Raw genomic sequence first — 20,426 nt, 5'->3', positions numbered from 1 at the left:
GGAGGTGTTCGAATGAGATTGTCGCAAAAAAGCATTGAAATTGCCTGCTCGATACAAAATTTTATTCATATGCGAGGCTTGCCTCCGACGGTAGATGAAATCCGGAACTATGTCGGTCTTAAGAATCGATCCACGGTCTATGCCCATCTGAAGATCCTGCAAGAAGAAGGGGTGTTGAACTGGGAACGCGGCGAGTCGGAAACGATGAATATACTTAAGCCTGATTATGTGCGGGGGGAGTATAACCGTTTGCTTCAGGAAAACAAAAGCGACTATATCTACAAGTAAGTCGGTTGATGGGGGGCGAGGCGGGCGGACGCGATACTTTGCTGCTACGCGGAGCTCGGACATGGGGCGCAGGAAGCGGCGAGTTTTTTTCATTACATGCAAAGGGACGCTTCTCTCCGAAGCGTTCCTTTGCGATGTTTATTTACCGAAAGCTTTTCGATCCACCCAGACTTTGCTCAGCGATTTGAACCAATTTACGGGTGATAGAACCGCCGATCTTTCCGGCATTGTACGTGGACAAGTTTCCGTTATACCCGTCAGGAGAAAGCTGAATACCCAGTTCTTGTGCAACTTCGAATTTCATCTGATCTAGAGCATGAGAAGCTTGCGGTACCACTAATGTGTTTTTAGCCATTTGAATGCCTCCTATATTTGGGATTGATACTACTTTCTCCAATTCAAACGGTTCTATGCATGCAAATTTATCGGCCGTGCAAATCGCGGCTTTTTTGCGTTGCGAGTTCATGCAATAAGTTCTCGCTGCTTTGCTCCAACTTCATCGGGAAGAGCTCCGTTTTATCGGGATGCATAGTTTTAAGCTTCGAAAACACGGCATTGGAGGCATAAATTTTATCAGCGCTCAGAACGGCGGCATTAAAAAGCTCTGGTTCATTCAGCCCGACGGTTTCGAAGCGGAGGTCATGAATACCGGCTTCCCGAATCCGGCTGGCCATCCATTCGCCCCCGATTTTACCTAGACAAACGAAGGCCACATGACTGCCATGCTTCAGCTTGGCGATTTCAAGCAGCAGCGTAGAATCGATCGTTGCCCCGATCACAATAATCGTATCGTGGTGGCGTGCAAATAGAGCCTTCACATCCTCCGCATGATTTACGGTTGTGATAATGATGTCGGAACGCTGAGCAGCCTCCCGCGCGACGTCGTCTTTCCCCGAAATGTCATCCAGAAAGATCGTCTCGACTTCTCCGCCCGTTTCTCGCTCGATGCTCTGACGGAAAAAGGGATGGTCATGTCCCGTGCATTCGACAAGCAGAACGCGCAGTTTGCCGGCAGGATAGGGAGGGTGAAGCAGCGTATATGCAAGACCTGCTACGAAAAAGGACTGCAAATCAAACCCCAACGTTGTTGCCTCGCGGATGGTATTGTCCAGAAGCTGCTGCATCGGTTTCCGTTCATCCCTTAGCTGCTTCGTCTTGCTTCCGTTCAGTACCGAGGTACCCCGTCCCTTTTGCATGGAAACCAGCCCCTCGTCACGCAGTTGGCTGTAAACCCAGTTGATGGTATTGCGATTGATTTCGAGCTCATCCGCCAATTGACTTGCCGAAGGCAGGATATCGCCGATTTCCAGTTGTCCAGTTCGAATTAACCATTTCAGCTGCTCTTTTATTTGCGTATTCACATTAAATGTTAATCGGGGATCAACTTGAAGCATGTAGTTTTTTTCGCTCATTAAGAACACCTCATTCATAGTTGACTAGGTTTATTATAGCGCTATCTTTACATTTATCAAAATTGCAACTCTCACTTTATATTAAAATTGCGTTGAATCGGTTGACAATCAGGAATTTAAATTATATAACTAGATAACTAGGTAACTAGTATTTATATTAACTATAATTAAGTGAGCGTTGGTGAATAATACCTTCAGATGAACGTGTCTTTACGGAAGGAAGTGGCGGCGTGGATGTGTTTCATGAAGGGGAACTGCAAGTTCAAGAACGGGCGGGAGAAGCGGCGATCGCTTCCCAAAACGGCAAAATAATCGGTTCCCGGTTCACGAAAGGGATGATGGAATTCCTGAGATTCCAACCGTTTATCGTTCTATCGTCCAGGGATCGCGAAGGCAGCGTCTGGGTGACCTTTCTTGTCGGCGAGGCTGGGTTTGCTGAGGTGCTTGATGAGCGATTGTTGGCTATCCGAGCAGAACTCATGGAAGGCGATCCTCTTTCGGGCTTGAAGACAGGAGTCCGGCAGCCAATCGGGCTGCTTATCATGGACACGAACCGGAGAATCAGGCTGAGGATTAATGGAAGTGCCGAAGTTCGGAAGGATCAACTGATCATAACTGCCGATCAGATTTATGGGAATTGTCCTAAATATATCCAGAGAAGATCGCTTGACCCTGACCAAGACGACTTCAGGTTAATAAAGTCGGAACGGCGAACGATAGCATTGACCAAGCAGCAGCAAGCGTGGATTTCTCAGGCCGATACGTTCTACATCGGCAGCGTAAGCGAGAAGGGAGCGATGGATGCTTCGCATCGCGGAGGAAACCCGGGGTTTGTCCACGTGGTCAATGAAAAGACGATTGTGTTCCCTGATTATTCCGGAAATTCGATGTTCAACACCTTAGGGAATATGGACTCGAATCCTTCTTCGGGCCTGTTGTTTATCGATTATGATCACGGTCATTCCCTTCATTTGACCGGCATGTCGCATATCGTTTGGGATAAAGATGAGGCTGCCGTCTATCCGGGAGCCGAAAGATTAGTCCGGTTTGAAATTCGGGAAGCCATCCAAGTGGAGAATGCTTCGTCGTTAAGATGGGGAGAGTCGGAATTATCGCCTTATAATCCGAGAGGCTAAGCGGCGCGATTGAAGGGAGGTGAGGCGAGCGCCTCGTAATCATATCATTCGTTTGTCACGAAATGCTCCTAAACATGAGGATAGAGAGGAATGAGAAGCGCATGAACATTCAAAAGCTTCCGTGGGCCGGGATCAGAGTTGAATTCAACGGTGCTGCCCTCGCGATTGATCCGATGTATCATTTTCCTTCCAAGCTTGGGAAGCCGCAAGTGCCGTTTTTCCCTCTCGAGTCGTTCGGACCGGCAGACGCCGTCTTGGTGACGCATCAACATCCGGATCATTTCGACCCGGAGGCGATCATCTCGGCTTATGGCGCGGACGTCCCTGTATTTGTTCCTCGAGAGATCGCAGAACTAGCCTCGACAAGCGGCTTACGCCAAGTGACCGGAGTTACTGTCGGAGAACCCTATTCCGTCGGACCGTTTACGATCTATGCGGCACATGCGGTGGATGGTTCCGGAGACCCTCAAGTATCCTGGATTGTTCGCGGCGGCGGCAAACAGATGCTTCATGCCGGCGATACGTTGTGGCATGGATATTGGTGGAAAATGGCAAAAACGTATGGCGCGTTCGATGCGGCATGCCTGCCTGTAAATGGCGCCATTACGAAATTTCCGGGCGTAGCGCCGCACAGCGACCAGCCGATATGTCTAACTCCCGAACAAGCCGTCATGGCTGCCGAGATTCTTGGAGCGAAGGCGCTGATTCCCATTCATTATAATGCCGTTCATCAGCCTCCGATCTATACCCAGACGCCTAATCTGATGGAGAGATTAACGCTGAGCGCCAAGGATCGCGTCGATCTGAATGTTCTCGAAACCAACGAAATTTACGAGCTTTAAACATGACGTATGAAGCTTGAAGCATGAAGCATGAAGCATGACGCATGAACGTCGTGGACAGTGCCCTATGTTCACGGAATAAAAGGAGGTGAGCCAATGACTATAAATAAGATCGATCACGTGGGAATTATGGTGAGCGATATGGATGCCTCCATCCGGTTCTATGCGGAGATCGCGGGACTTCAAGTGAAGGATCGCAACGCGCACGCGAATGGACTGGAAGTGAGCTTCCTAGGGTACGAGTCGGACGGGGAGACGCAAATCGAATTGATTCGCGGCTTCAAGGATCGGTTACCTTCGGAAGGCAAGGTACACCATATTGCGCTGTCTGTTACGGATATTCAGGAGGAATGGGACAGGCTCAGGGAGACGGGCGTTGAATTCGTTGATCCGGAAATTGCAACGATGCCAAGCGGGACCCGCTACTTCTACATTTACGGACCAGATAAAGAATGGATCGAGTTTATTCAAAGCGCTTAATCGTACAAAACCGCGGCAGAACCGTGCATTCATCACTCATAACGATAACGGAGGTTCTAGCATGACATCAACGAATCACCATACAACTCCTCAAGCGCCACTGCCCACCGGGTACGGGCCTCGGACGACCGTGCAGGATATCGTAGCAGGTCAAGATCTGACAGGGAAAATAGCCATTGTTACGGGGGGATACTCCGGGCTTGGCCAGGAAGCGGCTAAAGCGCTTGCTGCGGCCGGGGCGACGGTCGTCGTTCCTGGTAGAACGCTGGATAAGGTTCGTGCCGTTCTTGGCAATGTCTCCGGAATCGAGTTCGAGCAGATGGACCTGATGATTCCGGATTCGATCGATGCTTTCGCGGCGCGTTTCGTTGCTTCGAACCGTCCTCTTCATCTATTAATTAACGCTGCCGGCATTATGGCGAATCCGCTGACGCGCGATGAAAGAGGTTACGAATCCCAGCTGTCGACGAATCACTTGGGACATTTCCAGCTGACGGCACGGTTGTGGCCGGCTCTTAAGAAGGCGGGAGGCGCACGAATCGTTGCTGTTTCTTCGCGGGGTCACCAGATGGGCGACTTGGATTACGATGATCTCCATTTCGAGCAACGCCCTTATGATAAATACGAGGCCTATGCCCAGTCGAAGACGGCGAACAGCTTATTCGCGGTTGAAATGGACAAGCGCGGCAAGGCATATGGCGTTCGGGCATTTTCGCTTCATCCGGGAACGATCATGACCCGATTAAACCGTCATATCTCCGATGACGAGATGCGTGCCTTTGGTGCGATGAATGATAAGGGAGAACGCGTCCTGCCGGAATTCAACGACGAGAACAAGACCGTCCCGGAAGGGGCAGCCACGATTGTATGGTGCGCGATCGGCTCCGAGTTGGATGACAAGGGAGGCGTGTATTGCGATGGAATGGATATCGCAAGCGTGACGGAGACCCGGTTTGCATCAGGCGTATTTGCATATGCCGTCGATCCCGCGAACGCCAGCCGACTGTGGAACGTAAGCGAAGAATTAACGGGCGTTCGTTTTGAGATTTAGCAGAGGGAGAAGAGACGATGAAAATCACGGACGTTTATGCAACGGTCCATGTGAATCGATTGGATGAGGCGTTGCCTTTCTATCGCGAGCTGACCGGCAAGCCTAGCGAGAAACGATGGGAGGCGCGATGGCCGGGTGCTGGAATATTTGGAGCCTCGTTCTTCTGATCGAACTTTGGAATTATAATAGACTTATTCATAGAACAACGAAGTAGTCGCAGAATAGATTTCTTTCTTCAGGCATATCGAGGAAGTAGTGCTACAGCCAATCGGAGCGTATGATGCTGATTGGCTGTGAGCACTAGATAGCTGTGAGCACGAGATAACTGGTGACAAGCCTATCGTCCGAATGAAGTCCGCTTATAATGGCGGGCTTTTTTAGTTGTCGGATTCGCGGCACAGCAGGTCCCACGTGGCAAATTGCTATGAAAAGATCGCATCAGCAGCAAAACGGCCTTTTGTCCATTAGAGCGGCAAGCCGAGCAGCTTCGCGCCGTTCTCGTACAGAATTTTGCGGAGAACGCCTTCGTTCCAATTCTGGCTTTTGAAGTGCGAGATCGCGAAGTCATACGGCACGTTCGGGTAGCAGCTCCCGAATAACAGTTGATTCGATAGGTTGAAGTTCGCCGCTTCGACGTACAGCTGGCTGCCGGGGAACCGGAAATACAAGTCCGGAGACAGGTAGATATTCGGACATACGGTAGCCGCGGCGATCGCCTCGCCGACGAACGGCCACGCGCCGTGCGAGAGGATGATCTTGAGGTCGGGGTACGCTCTCGCGGCGCGAATGAGACCTGCTGGTCTGGGGTAATCGTAATCGATCGTCTCGCCGATCAAGCCTAGCAGCCCGCTTAACGTAATGGACAAGGGCAGCCCGTGTCTCAGCGCCGCCTCGAAGAGCGGATCCCAAGACGGATCCCCGATCGGCGTTCGCGGCTGCAGCGTTGCCGGATTCAGCGACACGCCGCGGAAGAGGCCGGTGGCCGCGTACGTATCGACGGCATCCACCGCGCCAGCGATGTCCGTGTGGTCCGCTCCGATGAACCCGATGAACCGATCGGTTGTCTGGCTGGACAGGAATGCCGCCAGCTCCGCGTTCGACGATCCCGGCTCGTTGCCTCTTCCCATAATGACGGCATGCGTGATGCCCTGCGCATCCATCTCTCCGATAACCTCTTCCAACGTCTCCGACGGAATCGGCTCCAATCCTTGCAGGTTGAGCCATTGTCCAACCGCGTTCCGTCCTACCGCGAACAGCCGCTCCCATGCGGGAATCGGCGGCTTCATACGAAAATCGATCATCATGCGCGACTTCCTCCTTCCGGACAATCGTCCACGATCAACCTATCACTCCGCTGCGCGCATATGCCAATCAATATCCCCTATTCGTCATTCGAACAATTCTATTAGCGAACGATCGATAATTGCCTTATTGTTACACTTATATATTAATTAAAAACGAGTGGAATACTCGGAATTAATTGGAACTTAACCAAGCATGGAAACGGAGTGGAGGACGACGATGGCAAAACAACGGAAATTGAGACTCGGCGCGGCGATACACGGGGTAGGCTCGAGCGTATCGGCCTGGCGGCATCCCGATATGCAATCGGATGCCAGCATCAATATCGGCTTTTACCGGCAACAAGCAGCCAAAGCGGAAGCGGGCAAGTTCGACTTCGCGTTCATTGCTGACGGCTTATTTATAAACGAGCAATCCATTCCGCACTTCCTGAACAGATTCGAGCCTGTCACGCTGCTGTCGTCGCTCGCCGCCGTCACTTCCAAGATCGGGCTCGTCGGCACGCTTTCGACATCGTACAGCGAGCCGTTCAACGTGTCGAGGCAGTTCGCTTCGCTCGACCATATCAGCGGAGGACGCGCAGGTTGGAACGTCGTAACGTCCCCGGGCGTCGGCACCGCCGCCAATTTCAATAAAGGCGGCCATCCGGAGCACGCTTCCCGTTACGAAATCGCCGAGGAATACCTCGAGGTTGCCAAAGGGCTGTGGGATTCCTGGGAGGATGACGCTTTCGTTCGCAACAAGGAGAGCGGGGTATTCTTCGATCCTCAGAAATTGCATCGCCTCGATCATAATGGCAAGCATTTCTCCGTCCAAGGACCGCTGAACATCGCGCGATCCAAGCAAGGGCAGCCGATCGTGTTTCAGGCCGGCTCTTCGGACGCCGGACGCAATCTCGCGGCCAAGACGGCCGACGCCGTGTTCACCGGCCACGAAACGATTGAAGAAGCGCAGGCGTTCTACGCCGACGTGAAGCAGCGCGCCGCCGCTTACGGTCGTTCGCCGGACAGCATTCTCATCTTCCCGGGCATAGGTCCGATCGTCGCCGCGACGTACGAGGAAGCGGTACGCAAATTCGAGGAGACGGCAAGCTTGGGCTCGATTGAAGACGCGCTGCGCTACTTGGGCCGCTACTTCGATCATCACGACTTCAGCCAATACCCGCTCGACGAACCGTTCCCGGATCTTGGCGAATTGGGCTCGAACGGCTTTAAGAGCACGACGGATCGCATCAAGCAGAAGGCGAAGGAGCACAACCTGACGCTGAGGCAAGTTGCTCTCCGTTCGACGACGACGCCGCGAGGCAGCTTCATCGGAACGCCGGAACAAGTGGCGGACGAGATCCAGCGCTGGTTCGAGACGGGCGCGGCCGACGGCTTCATTATCGGCTCCGGCGTTCCGAACGCTCTCGACGACTTCGTGGATCAAGTCGTGCCGATCCTGCAAGCCCGCGGGTTGTTCCGCGACGAATACGAACACGACACGCTGCGCGGCAACCTGGGCTTGCCGTTCCCGATCAACCGCTACGCCAAGCAAACCATCGCTTCTAATTAAACGGAGATTGACGTTGTCATACATTCATGCAAGAGAAGGAGAGAATGTTCATGAGTAAACCTATACTAGCCATCATTGGAGCAGGTCCCGGCGTCAGCGCGGCGGTCGCCCGCAAATTCGGAACGAACGGGTACCGCGTCGCGCTCGTCGCGAGAAACGCCGCTTCTTTGGCCCGTTTGGCAGCCGAGCTTCGCGAACAAGAGATTGAGGCGCATTACGTGACGGCCGATGCATCGCGCCCGGAATCGCTTGCTATCGCGTTCCGGGACATTCGCGAGCAGCTGGGCGAGCCGGACGTGCTGCTGTACAACGCCGCGGCCGTAACGAAATCCATCGCGACGGGATTGGATGAACATCAGTTGATCGAAGATTTCAAGGTGAACGTCGTCGGCGCGATTACGAGTATCCAAGAAGTCGTGCCGCGCTTCGTCGAGCGGAAGGAAGGCGCCATACTCATTACGGGCGGAGGGTTGGCCTTGTACCCTAATCCCGATTATGCTTCGCTTTCCATCGGGAAAGCCGGCGTTCGCTCGTTGGCATACGCGCTGGCGCAAGAGCTTAAACCAAGCAACGTCTACGTCGGAACCGTCACGATCAGCGGCTTCGTGTCTCCCGGCACGTTTTTCGACCCGGACCGCATCGCCGACAAGTACTGGGAATTGTTCACGGCCCGTAACCTGGTCGAATACGTATTTGCCGAGTCTTAATACACATGCGAGGTGACGAAAATGAGTGATCGATATCGATTGGCTGCGCTTGACGATGCAGAAGAGTTGCTGGGCGTCATTCTGAGGGCGTATGAGACGATTCGGGAATTGGGCATTAAATTCCCTGCGGCATACGCGGACATCGAGATGGTGCGGGACACGATCGCGAGCCATGAATGTTACGTACTGGAACGCGACGGCGCAATCATCGCGACAGTCACCATCTCCGAGCCGGTGGAACAGCTAAAGGCATTCGCCGATTATCCATTTATCATGAAGTTTGCGGTTGAGCCTGCTTTCAAAGGTCAAGGCGTCGGAAACGGTCTTCTCACATGGGTAGAAAAGGAGATAGCCCGCGACAAGTGGAAAGCAGAGGCGGTTACGCTAGGTACGGCCGAACGCCATCCGTGGCTCGTGCAGATGTATGAGCGAAGAGGCTACGAACGCATCTATGAGCTCGAAACCGAGGATGACGGCAAGATGGTGCTGTTGAAGAAGCAGCTAATCCGCTCGGAACGAACGTCAGGCGAATCAATTCCCGTGCAATCCTTAGCTTAGCAGGGAGGGGCGGTGACAGTTGAATCAACGCGATTATTGTAGCGTTTGCGACAAGTCACTGTCCAACTCACGACGGGAGTACCCGGTAATACCGGCTTCGTTACATCGAGGCAATTTACGTCTATCTCTGGCGGAGGAATTTAAATAGCACTAGTGAACGAAAGCAGCCGAATAAATAATTGGCTGCTGTTTTTTTGTTTAAGGGGAGGGAAATGACACTCGCATCCATTTTAATCATATAAACCAAGCTTTATTGACTATGACATTAATGTGATGGTTTAAACTATGACTATCGAATGAAAAGGAGGGCGAACCGAATGGAGCATCAACCTCATGTCGTGCTAGGCATATCCGGAAGTCTGCGCAAGGACTCGTCGAATACTCGGTTGCTCACGACCATCGAGAGCATGCTGCCTGCCGATACGGTATTTCGGATGTATCAAGGGCTTGCTACACTGCCGCATTTCAGCCCGGACTTAGATGGCGATGAAGCCGAACCAAACGACGCGGTGCGCAAATGGCGGGAGGAGTTGCGAGCAGCGGATGCGATTGTGATCTGTACGCCGGAATATGCGCGAGGCGTGCCGGGCTCGCTCAAGAACGCGCTGGACTGGGTCGTATCTTCGGGAGAATTCATGAACATGCCAACGGCGATTATAAGCGCGTCCCCGCATCCGGATGGCGGTGCGACAGCATTGCAATCGCTGGCCTTGACCTTAAAAATGATGAGCGCAACCATCCCGGAAGAAGCATCGCTGGCCATTCCTTTCGTCAGCAAGTTGATCGGGCCGAATGGCAATGTGACGGATCATACGACCTTGACCTCGCTGCGCGCCTTGGTCGACGCGCTGTCGCAGGCTATTATGGAGAAATAATGAATAATGAGCGATATGAAATAAAAAATACGATGCTTAAAATTTGGGAATTCTATAGGGAATCGTGGTATTCTCGTCGTGAGATCGATACGATTCGTCGTTTCCAACGCAACGGCTCGTAAATTCTGAATGATTGGAACTGGACGACATGCTGGATTACCATGCCCTTTATGCCCAATACCGACCGCTGCTATTCTCTATCGCGTACAGGATGCTCGGATTGTCGCAGGATGCGGAAGATATCGTTCAGGACGTGTTCGTCGCCTTGCAACGACAGCATACGAGCGAAATCATGAATATCAAAGCGTATCTCTGTAAGCTTGTCACCAATCGTTGCCTGAACGAACTCAAATCATCCCGTAAGGCAAAGACCGCCTATATCGGCCCCTGGCTGCCCGAGCCGATTGTAACAGCGGCAGATGCCAATCCCGAGGAGGCGTTTGAGCTGAAAGACGACATCGCCTACGCCTATCTGGTCGTGATGCAGCGTCTGACGCCGATGGAAAGGGCCGTCTTCGTGCTGAGGGAAACGCTCGGCTTCGCCTTCGAGGAAATCGGAGCATGGCTCGGTAAAACCGAGGCGAATTGCCGGCAGCTGTTCAGTCGCGGAAAACGCAAGCTGGGTGCTGAGAATAACGACGCCGGAGTGCCGATTGCGCCGATAAAGCCGGAATTCCAGGCGCTTAGCACATCGTTCAGCGCTGCCTTTCGTGCTGGAGATATCGCCGCCATCGTTGAATTACTGAGTGAAGACGCCATCTTGCTTACAGACGGCGGCGGCAAAGTAAGAGCTGCCATCAACCCGATTATTGGCCGGGATCGCGTCGAGGCCATGCTGACCTATTCCATGTCCAACTATCTCCGGGAAGGGACCGTCAAGAAGGTAGTCGTCAACGGCCGTGACAGCTTTATGGTGATGTTTGGCGGTACACCGTTCGCCGTATACGCCTTCGCTATGAACGCTGACGGTTCGGCCATTTCCCGCGTATACGTCATGATGAATCCGGACAAGCTCCAACGCGCCGTCCGTTTGCTCGAAAAGCAATCCTGAATTTATTAGCGGGTTTTGTCACAGATAGGCTCCTTCGGTTGTCTTCTTGAATGTACGAACAAAAAACGTTGGAGGAGGAAGTTAACGATGACGAATTACATCGCTGATATCAAGATTCCCGATAGCAAACTGGCTCGCGAAGCCGCCGAATTGGTGCGCGAGCATGCCGACGACCTGCTGTGGAACCACTCGAACCGGGTCTATCTGTTTTCGGCCATGAGGGGGAACCTGAATCGAATCAAATACGATTCCGAATTGCTTTATATCAGTTCGCTATTCCACGATCTCGGCCTTACTCCCGCATTCCGAAGCGCCGACAAGCGCTTCGAAGTCGATGGGGCGAATGCCGCCCGCGATTTTCTCAAGAGCCGCGGCGTCCCCGAAGATTCCGTTCGTCTGGTATGGGATGCGGTTGCCCTGCATACGAGCATCGGAATCGTCGAACATAAGGAAGCCGAAGCAGCGCTTATGAATTTCGGCGTCGGTTATGACGTGGTCGGGAGGAACTTCGAGCTCATCTCGGCAGAAGCGCGGCAGCAAATCGTCGAAGCTTTTCCTCGCAACCAGTTCAAACACAACATCCTGCATGCCTTCATGGAAGGCTTCAAGCATAAACCGGAAACCACGTACGGAACGATCAACGCCGACGTGTGCGAACTGCTTCTTCCCGGATATGTGCGCCCCAACTTTTGCCATCATGTCCTTCATTCCCCGTGGGACGAATAAAGTTGGATTTTTTACGAGCTGCGGCATGCAAACGTGAGTTTGTCATGCTATAATGTGGTAACTTGAACGTTGTGGGAGGTATCCAATCAGCCATCATGTGGACCTAATTTCCTGTCGATCATGATTTTCGAAAATGACGATAAGCGATAAGAGCTCAGCCTATGCGCGGAGCGGATTAGGTTACGTGTGTCTATTGGAGGCGACTCCTGCCATCTTGATGGATGCCGTTTGTCGGCGTCTATTTAGGGCGTATTCACGCTATTCCTCTATCCGTATATCCTTAGCCGCAGGCGCGCCCTGCGGTTTTTTTTGTCTTCGACAATCATAGCCCTTGTCAGTTGTTCAACTAAACTAGAAGCGGTGATTGGAATGACAATACTAACCCTACGCGGAATTAAAAAAAGCTTCGGCGACACGAATGTGCTCATGAACGTAGACGCCGATCTGGCCAGCAGAGAGCGTGTCGGCTTGGTCGGGATGAACGGAGCAGGCAAAACGACGCTGGCCAATCTGATCTTCGGCACGATTCAGCCGGACGAAGGCAAGCTCGCCTTTCACCGGGATCAGCTGCGCATCGGGTATTTGCTGCAGTCGACCTCGTATACAGTCAGTACCTTCAGCGAGATGATGGCCCCATCGGCCGAGTCCCGTGAAACCGAGCAGTTTCTTCAGACCGCCAGTCATTTCGGATTGCATAAGGTGAAGGAGTGGGACGGAGCGCGTCTGGCAGGTTTGAGCGGCGGAGAGAAGACGAAGCTGGCGATCGCTCATATTTGGTCCTCGAAGCCGGATATTCTGCTGCTCGACGAACCGACGAATCACTTGGATTTCGACGGCGTCGATTACCTCGTTCAAGCGCTTCGACAGTATAGCGGCACGACGATCGTGATTTCGCATGACCGTTATTTCCTCGATCAAACGGTGGACCGGATCATCGAGCTGCAAGATGGCGTGTCGACGTCTTTTCCGGGTCATTACACGTTCTATCGGGAGGAGAAAGCCCGTCGCTTCCAGAGCCAACTCCATCAGTACGAAGAACAGCAGAAATACGAGCAGAAGATAGAAGCGGAAATCAATCGGCTGAAGAATTGGTCGGCGAAGGCGCATCGCGAAGCCGGCAAGATCGGGAAAATGGCTGAAATGCGGGCAGGCGTGAAGGAATTCTACCGCAGCAAAGCCAAAAGCATGGATAAGCAAATCAAATCCCGCATTCATCGTCTGGAAAAGATCGATCTGGAAGGCGTGAAAAAGCCCAACGAGGAAGCAAAGGTGTCCTTTGGCTGGGATCAGCCGGACAAACGCGGCCGACGAATCGTGGAAGCGCAGCGGATTGGCAAGTCGTACGGCGGGCTTTCCTTGTTTGCCGATAGTTCCTTCTACGTGCAGCGCGGGGAGAAAATCGCCCTGCTTGGACCTAACGGATGCGGGAAAACGACGCTTATCCAAATGCTGCTAGGCCGGAAACCGGTCGACTCCGGTCAGCTATGGGTTAGTCCGACTGCCAAAGTCGCGTATTTGACGCAGGATGTATCGGATCTCGATCAGCGGCGGACCGTACTCGACCTGCTGCGGGAGAGCCTTGAAATCCGCAGCGATGTCGGGAAAGCGCGGACGCTGCTGGCCAATATGGGCTTCGATGCTTCCATGCTGCAGAAGCCGATTGCCCAGCTAAGCCTTGGCGAACGCACGAGGATCAAGCTTTCGCAGCTTATGATGCGCGAGCAGGATTTGCTCATTCTGGATGAGCCGACCAACCATCTCGATTTGGCAAGCCGCGAGCAGCTTGAAGCAACGTTATCGGAGTATCGCGGAACGCTGATCGTCGTCTCGCATGACAGATATCTGGTCGACAAGATCTGCACGAAGCTGCTTGTTTTTCAGGAGAGCGGTATTCATCGGATCGAATCCGGCTACGAAGCGTTTCGCGAGCGGAAGCAAAGCAAGCATGCTGCTAGCGAGATGAACGAGCAGCAGTTGGAAGAGGAGAAGCTGGTAATCGCGAACCGAATGGCGTTGGTGCTCGGGGAATTAAGCTTGTTGAAGCCGACCGACATTCGGTATGCGGAGCTCGACGAAGAGTATAAGCAGCTGCTCGGCAATCGAAAGAGGCTGCAGGATGCCCGGCTATCGTCCGATTGAGTCGCGCGATCGCGAACGTTTAAACAACATTAACATTATTTGGTACTAGCAGACTATTCAAAGCGGCAGTCGATTATTTGATAATCAGATCGTACTCAACTACATGAAGAATATAGAAATGGAGGTATTCGGATGCTTCGCGTTCAAGCATGGGAACGGATGAAAAGGTCATTGAAACTACTCGCTTCCGTCGGTCTCGCGGTTTTTATTTTCGGCATGTCCGTATTGCCCGTCTTCGCGGCGACGCCCGGTAAAACGGTAAACGCTTCGGCGACGCTCGCCTACAATCTCAAAGGGCTCCATCACAACCTGGCCGTCCAGAAATCGTACATCGCATCCACGTACCTTTACGTCACGCAGCGGTCCGGAGGAACGGTCTATCTGTCCAGATTGCTCATGGACGGGACGAACGCCACCTACGTCGACGAAATGACGATCACCAATGCGGGCCATGGCCAAACGCTCGATATGTACACGTATAATGGCATCAATTACTTTTATTTCAGTTCGAAAGCGGACCCTTCGACAACGTATAACTGGTCGCTGCAAGTAGCCAGGCTTCAATACGCGGCTGGCGCGACATACGATTATACGGATCTTCACCGGTTCACCTATATGAATTACGCCGATGAGACCGGCACGAGTCTCGGTGAAACCTACCGCGTCGATGGCGGCGGCAACAGCGATTATACGATTTTCCGGGTGCAAACCGCCGATGGAAGCGTGACCTGGTCCATCTATGACACGGCAGCCTTGAACCAGCTTCTCGACGGCAGCGAACAGGTGAGAATGGACAGCGCGGCGGCGGTCAACGCGAACGTGGCGAGCATTACCCAGTCGGATAGCGCGATCGTCAGGCCGAACGGATCTTTCCAGGGCTTCGATATGCTGGGCAGTACGGAAATCTACACGTCGGGCGGCGCGGAAGGCGATACGCCGCAGATTGCGCTCATGTCGAACGCGGGCGCGTACAAAACCCTCGTGAAAATAACGAACGTAGGCACCCACGAAATCGAAGGCGTCCAAACGAAAGACGGCAACGTCTATTTCAATATCGTGACAGATACGGTGAATAAGAAAGACTCGCAAAAAATTTATTATGTTCCGGACAGCGTATTCTAACGATACGAAACCGCGATAGGGCAGCCGGCTTAGGTCGGTTGCCTTTTTCGTGTTTTCATAGAATCGAACGCAGCTCTCGGTGGCGAAGCGGCGCATAACTTTATTCGTATAAAGCATATTTAAAAAAAGTGCCCTCTTATGAAAAAATCGTATGCCTGCTATAGTGACAGCAAGGCGGGTTTTACTCGATGCAACACGCAATCCTAACATTCGAAAGAAGGTACATCCATGAACAGTTCATACGCAAATCCTTCACATTCGGCATTTAACGAAGCACTGACGCAGGGCACGCACGAGATCACAATTGATGGGCTTCGGCAGGTCTATCACGTGGCGGGCAGCGGGCCCGTTTGTCTCGTTCATCCCGGAGGACCGGGATTCCATTGGAACTATCTTCGCATGCCGCTGCTGGAGAAGTTCATGACTGTGCTATATATAGAGCCAATCGGCACAGGTCAATCAGGAATGCTGCCGGGTGGAGAATACGGGATGTCCACCTACGCATATTTCTCCCGAAAGGTGCTCGAGCATGCTGGGGCACTGGATGCCTATTTTCTAGGGCATTCGCATGGCGGCTTTGTCGGGCTGCAATATGCGCTCGATTATCCGAATGAGCTCGCAGGGTTGATCGTATACGACGGCGCACCGTGCAATGGCATGGATTTGGGCATCGAAGCGACCAAACAAATGGATCTCTTCGCACAGCGATGGTCGGCGCAACCGGAAGCGCAGGAAGCCAAACAGGCTTGGGCGGATATGACGAGCGGAGCAGTATCCGTCAATGACAGAGAGTCCTTCCTCGGTATCGTGCAAAGACTGCTGCCCGCGTACTTCGGCGATTATTGGAACATGCCTAAGGAATTCGATGACTGGAAAGCTTCGGTAGACGCGACCATCGATACCCATCGACAACCAGCGAATTGGGATGTGCACGATGTTATGCCTACGATCCAGACCCCGACCCTCATCATGGTCGGAGAGTATGACTTCATCTGCGGGACAAGATGGGCCAACGAGATGTCGTCAGCAATTCCAGCGTCGCAGCTAGTAGTCATTAATCAATGCGGACATATGGGGCATGTGGAGAAACCGGAGCAATTTTCCGGCGCTATCCGCGAATTTGTCGTCAAATAAAACAAGGACAGCTGTCCATGGCTTCGAAGCCGCGGAAAGCTGTCCTTTCTTCATGTTAGTTACTGCGGAGAACCGGAATCAGCCTATTTAACCGCGACCGGACCTGCGTCCAAGATGTTCTGCAGGCGATCCTGGAGGTTGTCCACGCATTCGCCGCCATGATAGGCAATGATTTTTTCGAGCTCCAGCGTTTGGAATTTGGCGATGGATCGCAGCGCCGAGGCTTGATCCGGCGTGTAGGCAGGGCTGTACGACTGCAGGACGCCCTCTTGCGCAGTGAGGGAATCGCCCGCGATCAACGTCTTGCTCGGAATATGGTAGAAGGCCGTATGATCCGGCGTATGTCCCGGCGTGAATACCACTCGAATGCCGCCGGCGAAAGGCAGGATATCGCCGTCGCGCAAGGCTGCGTCGACTTTGACGGGCGCGCTGACGAGTTTCTTGCTCTTATCGAGAGGAATTTCCCCGGCCAAGTACGGGACGGCGACTTCATGGGCAAGCACCTGAACCTGATTGCCGAAGGCTTCCACCAAAGCGGGCAAGCTGCCGATATGATCCATATCTTGGTGGGTAATGAGGATTTTGGTCAGCTTCTCGTACGGGATTCCCGCTTCTTGAAACGCGGCGCGAATCAATTCCGTTTGGCCGGGAAGTCCGGTATCTACGAGAACGACGTCATGATCGTCCCAAAGGACGGTCGGATTAAAGGGCTGACCGCGATTTTCCATGCGAAGTTGAATGCTCTTGATACCTACGCCAGATTGAACCACTTCGAACACCGCCTTATTAAAATTGTATACGATCTAATTATTCCTCTAGGTCCGATGAAAATCAATCCCTATCTGAAAGCTTGCGCGCATACGTCAAAAAGGCCAGCCAATTAAATTGGCCGACCTCCTAATAAGACGGGTAGAGCGCGATTAAGTCGGGATCGTTGCTAGGCAATAGAAATATCCTTTAGCAGTCGCCACATAGGTGCGGTACCCGTAATATTCGCTTAAAGGCCCGGTCGCAATGGGTCCGTTTGCGTGAAATTTCCATAACCCGGTGCCATCCGGCAGGACGGCATATACGTAACGGTTGGATGTTCCGAAGAAAATAGTGCCATTCGAAATGACGCTGGGAGTCCCGATGACGGCTTTTTGCGTGAATGATCCTGGCGGATTGTACTTCCATTTCAGTGCGCCGTTAGGCGATAAGGCGTAAAGCTGGCCGGTTATTGCGGTTCCAAAATAAACCGTGTCATCCGTTTGGATAGAGGGAGCAGCGTTCACTTCGTCATTCGCGAGTGGGTAATGCCATTTCACAGACCCGTTAGCGTTCAGAGCGAAGACGCCGCCGGTGGTCGAGCTCGCATACACGTCGTTCGTATAGATTTTGACCGTCGGATAAATCGTGTCGGTCGGCTTTCCTAGGGTCACTTTCCATTCTAGAACGGGATTGGCGAACGAAATTTTGATTGTATGGGTGCCAGGGACTTGGATTCCCACGGCGTTGCGCGTACTGATTGCATAAAGTTTGCCCGAGAGCGAGCCTGCATAGACGATATTATGTTCATCGATGGCAGGGGGAGTACCGAAATAGTCGGCGAACCTATACGTCCACAGCACTTTGCCGCTTCGGTTGATGGCAGTCAATTTACTGTATACATCCGCATTCGAGAGGACGTACATATTGTCGTATGAATCGAACACGGCATGGTCGATCGTATTGCCGATCGATAACGTCCATAGAAGGGTCGGCGGTGGGTTAACCCCGTAGGAGTAGTGGAGTTGATAGGCATATAGCTTGTTCAGCGTACCGACGAATAATGTACCGTACGGGCCAGTGGATAGCGAAGTAATCGGCTCATCAAAGTCAAACTGCTGAACATTCCGGTTGTCATCCGGATACATCTCCATTGCATACACATGATTGCCGTTCCTCGTGTCCGACGAAGCCAGGAATAAATGGTTTTGCGCGTCTACAGGACCGATGATTGATCCTGTTCCGATCGGCTGCTTCCAAGCCAAGTATGGCGCAGACAGCGTTAGCCACGGAATCTGTATGACCGGAAGGTGGATAATCTTCGTGTCCGCCGAAGCGGGGGCGCTGAAAGTGAAGCACATGATAATCGTTAACGACAGCATAAGCAGCGTCTTGAAGCGTCGGTTCATTCGCATTCTCCTTTACGGAAGTGTTGTCCAACTTCAGCATACGCTGACAAGCTGCGGTTGGAACCCGTTAAAGGCACATTATCGTTACGAAGACGTAAGAGATCGACCAATAAGTGCTGGCGACCTATTTAAAGATTCGAACGGGTAGAATAGTTCCAATATGTGTTACTATGAAAACGAAATGGTAAACGTTACGGCGTTATAATGCCTGATTGAGGATCATCAAATTTATCATTTAACTGCTTTAAATGGAGGAACTCATGGTGTCTCATTTCAATGACCATAGTCTTTTTTTACGCGCATTCGAGAAATCTCCGATAGGAATGGCTTTGTTATCGTTTGACGGCAATTTCTTGAAGGCGAATCCGTCTTTATGCGCAATGTTAGGCTATAGCGAATGTGAATTAATAGATCTCGGCGTTGAATCCGGCACCTATCCGGAAGATTTGGAAGCGGATCTCAAATTATGGCGTAAATTGATACACGGTGAAATGGATGGTTATCAAATCGAGAAAAGGTATATTCATAAATCGGGGACCATTATGTGGGGGCTTCTGAATGTTACGGTAGAGAGGGACAGTCAGGGAAGCCATGGAAACGACATTTTCATCTCCCAAATCGTAGATATCACCGAACAAAAAAAGAAGGAAGAAGAGTTCAAGAAGATTGAAGAACTGCACAAGCTTATTGCCGATCATTCGCAGGACGTTATCTTGCGTCTGACTCCAGAGGGCATGATCTCTTATGTCTCGCCCGCCGTCCGTAACCAACTCGGATATGAGCCAGACGAACTTATCGGGAAATATGCTTATGAATATTGGCATCCGGAGGATAGGAACGGCGGCTGGTTAAGGCGGGGGAACGTCGATCATTCGGATAGCAGGATTTACGTTTATCGCATTCGGCATAAAAACGGTCACTACATATGGCAAGAAGCGCATTCCAAAAAAATAAGAAATACGGCAGGGGATATTCAACATGTCATCAGCATGGGACGGGATATCACGGAACGAATACAATCCGAAGAATTAATCCGCAGATCGGAGAAACTTTCCTTAGTCGGTCAACTCGCGGCCGGGATTGCCCATGAAATCAGAAATCCATTGACTAGCCTGCGGGGATTTATGCAAATGTATGCGAAAGAGGATTGGGATGGCACAAGGAAATTGCGAAATGACGTCATGATATCGGAAATCGATCGAATCAATGAAATCGTAAGCGAGCTTCTGGTTCTGGCCAAACCTTCAAATGAGTGCTATGAGCTAAGGGACGTGGTACATATTTTAAATCACGTTACCCGATTATTCGCAGGACAAGCCGACCTGTATAACGTCCGAATCAAGAAAGACCTGGATGCCAATTTACCGTTCATTCCGTGTCAAAGCAGCATCAATCAAGTCTTCGTCAATGTATTGAAGAATGCCATTGAATCGATGCCTAAAGGCGGAGAAGTGATCCTACAAGCCAAGCAATTGAACGATAAACTTTGCATTCGCATTCAAGACGCTGGGCATGGAATCCCGCAAGAGCAGATTACCAAGCTCGGCAATCCTTTCTTTACGACAAAAGAAACAGGAACAGGGTTAGGATTAATGGTCTCCATGCGGATCATCCAAAATCATAAGGGGACGATGCGAATCGAAAGCGAAGTCGGGAAAGGGACGACAGTGGAAGTTGAGTTGCCAATCGTTAAGAAGTAGGATTCCGTAGACGGACAAGCATGGAGTTAAAATCAACGGGAACCATGTAAAAGGGGCTAATGGCCCCTTTTTCTTTTGCGTAAATTCGTGTAGTCGAATAAAAAGGAACCTACGATTAATTGAAGCTCGAAGCTCGAAACTCGGCTCCTTCGTGCTCAAACTCGGGTCCTTCGTGATCAAAACTCGGCCCCTT

Annotated in this window: 21 protein-coding genes; 16 read left to right on the top strand and 5 right to left on the bottom strand. The window is 51.9% G+C overall.

Going from position 1 to position 20,426, the window contains the following annotated elements:
• Positions 1 to 12: 12 nt before the first annotated feature.
• The gene (locus tag AC0YNU_RS06565) at positions 13 to 288 is read left to right on the top strand and encodes a LexA family protein (protein WP_475754470.1); all 276 of its coding nucleotides are present in this window, start codon (positions 13 to 15) and stop codon (positions 286 to 288) included.
• 142 nt (positions 289 to 430) lie between these two features.
• On the opposite strand, the gene AC0YNU_RS06560 is transcribed toward AC0YNU_RS06565, so the two are convergent.
• On the bottom strand, positions 431 to 643 hold the full coding sequence (locus AC0YNU_RS06560) for a small, acid-soluble spore protein, alpha/beta type (RefSeq protein ID WP_475754468.1): 213 nt from the start codon (positions 641 to 643) through the stop codon (positions 431 to 433).
• 67 nt (positions 644 to 710) lie between these two features.
• Positions 711 to 1,700, bottom strand: a complete 990-nt coding sequence (locus tag AC0YNU_RS06555) for a GntR family transcriptional regulator (protein ID WP_475754466.1) — start codon at positions 1,698 to 1,700, stop codon at positions 711 to 713.
• 230 nt (positions 1,701 to 1,930) lie between these two features.
• Between AC0YNU_RS06555 and AC0YNU_RS06550 the strand changes: the two genes are divergently transcribed.
• The 5 genes from AC0YNU_RS06550 (at position 1,931) to AC0YNU_RS06530 (ending at position 5,376) form a co-directional block, all read left to right on the top strand.
• Positions 1,931 to 2,836 (top strand): pyridoxamine 5'-phosphate oxidase family protein, encoded by a 906-nt coding sequence (locus AC0YNU_RS06550; RefSeq protein ID WP_475754463.1) that lies wholly within the window; start codon positions 1,931 to 1,933, stop codon positions 2,834 to 2,836.
• Between the two features lie 101 nt (positions 2,837 to 2,937).
• The gene (locus AC0YNU_RS06545) at positions 2,938 to 3,678 is read left to right on the top strand and encodes an MBL fold metallo-hydrolase (RefSeq protein WP_475754461.1); all 741 of its coding nucleotides are present in this window, start codon (positions 2,938 to 2,940) and stop codon (positions 3,676 to 3,678) included.
• 96 nt (positions 3,679 to 3,774) lie between these two features.
• Positions 3,775 to 4,158, top strand: a complete 384-nt coding sequence (locus AC0YNU_RS06540) for a VOC family protein (RefSeq protein WP_475754459.1) — start codon at positions 3,775 to 3,777, stop codon at positions 4,156 to 4,158.
• A gap of 61 nt (positions 4,159 to 4,219) precedes the next feature.
• Positions 4,220 to 5,209, top strand: a complete 990-nt coding sequence (locus AC0YNU_RS06535) for an SDR family NAD(P)-dependent oxidoreductase (RefSeq protein ID WP_475754457.1) — start codon at positions 4,220 to 4,222, stop codon at positions 5,207 to 5,209.
• A 17-nt stretch (positions 5,210 to 5,226) separates the two neighbouring features.
• Positions 5,227 to 5,376, top strand: a complete 150-nt coding sequence (locus AC0YNU_RS06530) for a hypothetical protein (RefSeq protein ID WP_475754455.1) — start codon at positions 5,227 to 5,229, stop codon at positions 5,374 to 5,376.
• A gap of 297 nt (positions 5,377 to 5,673) precedes the next feature.
• On the opposite strand, the gene AC0YNU_RS06525 is transcribed toward AC0YNU_RS06530, so the two are convergent.
• Positions 5,674 to 6,513, bottom strand: coding sequence for an amidohydrolase family protein (locus AC0YNU_RS06525; RefSeq protein ID WP_475754453.1), 840 nt, complete (start codon positions 6,511 to 6,513; stop codon positions 5,674 to 5,676).
• Between the two features lie 217 nt (positions 6,514 to 6,730).
• Here AC0YNU_RS06525 and AC0YNU_RS06520 point away from each other — a divergent pair, with 217 nt between their 5' ends.
• The 9 genes from AC0YNU_RS06520 (at position 6,731) to AC0YNU_RS06480 (ending at position 16,377) form a co-directional block, all read left to right on the top strand.
• Positions 6,731 to 8,065: an LLM class flavin-dependent oxidoreductase gene (locus AC0YNU_RS06520; RefSeq protein WP_475754451.1), complete on the top strand. Its 1,335-nt coding sequence runs from the start codon at positions 6,731 to 6,733 to the stop codon at positions 8,063 to 8,065.
• Between the two features lie 50 nt (positions 8,066 to 8,115).
• Positions 8,116 to 8,772 carry an SDR family NAD(P)-dependent oxidoreductase gene (locus AC0YNU_RS06515; RefSeq protein WP_475754449.1) on the top strand — a complete coding sequence of 219 codons (657 nt, stop codon included), beginning with the start codon at positions 8,116 to 8,118 and terminating at the stop codon, positions 8,770 to 8,772.
• 21 nt (positions 8,773 to 8,793) lie between these two features.
• Entirely contained in the window at positions 8,794 to 9,330 is a 537-nt protein-coding gene (locus AC0YNU_RS06510) for a GNAT family N-acetyltransferase (RefSeq protein WP_475754447.1), read from the top strand.
• A 317-nt stretch (positions 9,331 to 9,647) separates the two neighbouring features.
• Positions 9,648 to 10,205, top strand: a complete 558-nt coding sequence (locus AC0YNU_RS06505; RefSeq protein ID WP_475754445.1) for an NADPH-dependent FMN reductase — start codon at positions 9,648 to 9,650, stop codon at positions 10,203 to 10,205.
• A 148-nt stretch (positions 10,206 to 10,353) separates the two neighbouring features.
• Positions 10,354 to 11,256: an RNA polymerase sigma factor SigJ gene (gene sigJ / locus AC0YNU_RS06500; RefSeq protein WP_475754443.1), complete on the top strand. Its 903-nt coding sequence runs from the start codon at positions 10,354 to 10,356 to the stop codon at positions 11,254 to 11,256.
• Positions 11,257 to 11,343: 87 nt separating this feature from the next.
• On the top strand, positions 11,344 to 11,982 hold the full coding sequence (locus AC0YNU_RS06495; RefSeq protein WP_475754441.1) for an HD domain-containing protein: 639 nt from the start codon (positions 11,344 to 11,346) through the stop codon (positions 11,980 to 11,982).
• Between the two features lie 369 nt (positions 11,983 to 12,351).
• Positions 12,352 to 14,121 carry a ribosomal protection-like ABC-F family protein gene (gene abc-f / locus AC0YNU_RS06490; RefSeq protein WP_475754439.1) on the top strand — a complete coding sequence of 590 codons (1,770 nt, stop codon included), beginning with the start codon at positions 12,352 to 12,354 and terminating at the stop codon, positions 14,119 to 14,121.
• A gap of 132 nt (positions 14,122 to 14,253) precedes the next feature.
• Positions 14,254 to 15,243, top strand: a complete 990-nt coding sequence (locus AC0YNU_RS06485) for a phage baseplate protein (protein WP_475754437.1) — start codon at positions 14,254 to 14,256, stop codon at positions 15,241 to 15,243.
• 228 nt (positions 15,244 to 15,471) lie between these two features.
• Positions 15,472 to 16,377, top strand: a complete 906-nt coding sequence (locus tag AC0YNU_RS06480; RefSeq protein ID WP_475754435.1) for an alpha/beta fold hydrolase — start codon at positions 15,472 to 15,474, stop codon at positions 16,375 to 16,377.
• 83 nt (positions 16,378 to 16,460) lie between these two features.
• On the opposite strand, the gene AC0YNU_RS06475 is transcribed toward AC0YNU_RS06480, so the two are convergent.
• Positions 16,461 to 17,147: an MBL fold metallo-hydrolase gene (locus tag AC0YNU_RS06475; protein ID WP_475754433.1), complete on the bottom strand. Its 687-nt coding sequence runs from the start codon at positions 17,145 to 17,147 to the stop codon at positions 16,461 to 16,463.
• Between the two features lie 150 nt (positions 17,148 to 17,297).
• Positions 17,298 to 18,533 carry an outer membrane protein assembly factor BamB family protein gene (locus AC0YNU_RS06470; RefSeq protein ID WP_475754431.1) on the bottom strand — a complete coding sequence of 412 codons (1,236 nt, stop codon included), beginning with the start codon at positions 18,531 to 18,533 and terminating at the stop codon, positions 17,298 to 17,300.
• Between the two features lie 260 nt (positions 18,534 to 18,793).
• Here AC0YNU_RS06470 and AC0YNU_RS06465 point away from each other — a divergent pair, with 260 nt between their 5' ends.
• A complete protein-coding gene (locus AC0YNU_RS06465; protein WP_475754429.1) occupies positions 18,794 to 20,233 on the top strand; it encodes a PAS domain S-box protein in 1,440 nt (479 codons plus the stop codon).
• The last annotated feature ends 193 nt before the right edge of the window (positions 20,234 to 20,426 follow it).

It is taken from the genome of Paenibacillus sp. J31P316 (assembly GCF_056269105.1).
This window is presented reverse-complemented; position numbering and strand designations above follow the sequence as displayed.

Bases quoted from the DNA above. Each gene is read 5' to 3' on its own strand.
- AC0YNU_RS06565 (WP_475754470.1), top strand. From the start codon at position 13: ATGAGATTGTCGCAAAAAAGCATTGAAATTGCCTGCTCGATACAAAAT.
- AC0YNU_RS06560 (WP_475754468.1), bottom strand. From the start codon at position 643: ATGGCTAAAAACACATTAGTGGTACCGCAAGCTTCTCATGCTCTAGAT.
- AC0YNU_RS06555 (WP_475754466.1), bottom strand. From the start codon at position 1,700: ATGAGCGAAAAAAACTACATGCTTCAAGTTGATCCCCGATTAACATTT.
- AC0YNU_RS06545 (WP_475754461.1), top strand. From the start codon at position 2,938: ATGAACATTCAAAAGCTTCCGTGGGCCGGGATCAGAGTTGAATTCAAC.
- AC0YNU_RS06540 (WP_475754459.1), top strand. From the start codon at position 3,775: ATGACTATAAATAAGATCGATCACGTGGGAATTATGGTGAGCGATATG.
- AC0YNU_RS06535 (WP_475754457.1), top strand. From the start codon at position 4,220: ATGACATCAACGAATCACCATACAACTCCTCAAGCGCCACTGCCCACC.
- AC0YNU_RS06530 (WP_475754455.1), top strand. From the start codon at position 5,227: ATGAAAATCACGGACGTTTATGCAACGGTCCATGTGAATCGATTGGAT.
- AC0YNU_RS06525 (WP_475754453.1), bottom strand. From the start codon at position 6,513: ATGATGATCGATTTTCGTATGAAGCCGCCGATTCCCGCATGGGAGCGG.
- AC0YNU_RS06520 (WP_475754451.1), top strand. From the start codon at position 6,731: ATGGCAAAACAACGGAAATTGAGACTCGGCGCGGCGATACACGGGGTA.
- AC0YNU_RS06515 (WP_475754449.1), top strand. From the start codon at position 8,116: ATGAGTAAACCTATACTAGCCATCATTGGAGCAGGTCCCGGCGTCAGC.
- AC0YNU_RS06510 (WP_475754447.1), top strand. From the start codon at position 8,794: ATGAGTGATCGATATCGATTGGCTGCGCTTGACGATGCAGAAGAGTTG.
- AC0YNU_RS06505 (WP_475754445.1), top strand. From the start codon at position 9,648: ATGGAGCATCAACCTCATGTCGTGCTAGGCATATCCGGAAGTCTGCGC.
- sigJ (WP_475754443.1), top strand. From the start codon at position 10,354: ATGCTGGATTACCATGCCCTTTATGCCCAATACCGACCGCTGCTATTC.
- AC0YNU_RS06495 (WP_475754441.1), top strand. From the start codon at position 11,344: ATGACGAATTACATCGCTGATATCAAGATTCCCGATAGCAAACTGGCT.
- abc-f (WP_475754439.1), top strand. From the start codon at position 12,352: ATGACAATACTAACCCTACGCGGAATTAAAAAAAGCTTCGGCGACACG.
- AC0YNU_RS06485 (WP_475754437.1), top strand. From the start codon at position 14,254: ATGCTTCGCGTTCAAGCATGGGAACGGATGAAAAGGTCATTGAAACTA.
- AC0YNU_RS06480 (WP_475754435.1), top strand. From the start codon at position 15,472: ATGAACAGTTCATACGCAAATCCTTCACATTCGGCATTTAACGAAGCA.
- AC0YNU_RS06470 (WP_475754431.1), bottom strand. From the start codon at position 18,533: ATGAACCGACGCTTCAAGACGCTGCTTATGCTGTCGTTAACGATTATC.
- AC0YNU_RS06465 (WP_475754429.1), top strand. From the start codon at position 18,794: ATGGTGTCTCATTTCAATGACCATAGTCTTTTTTTACGCGCATTCGAG.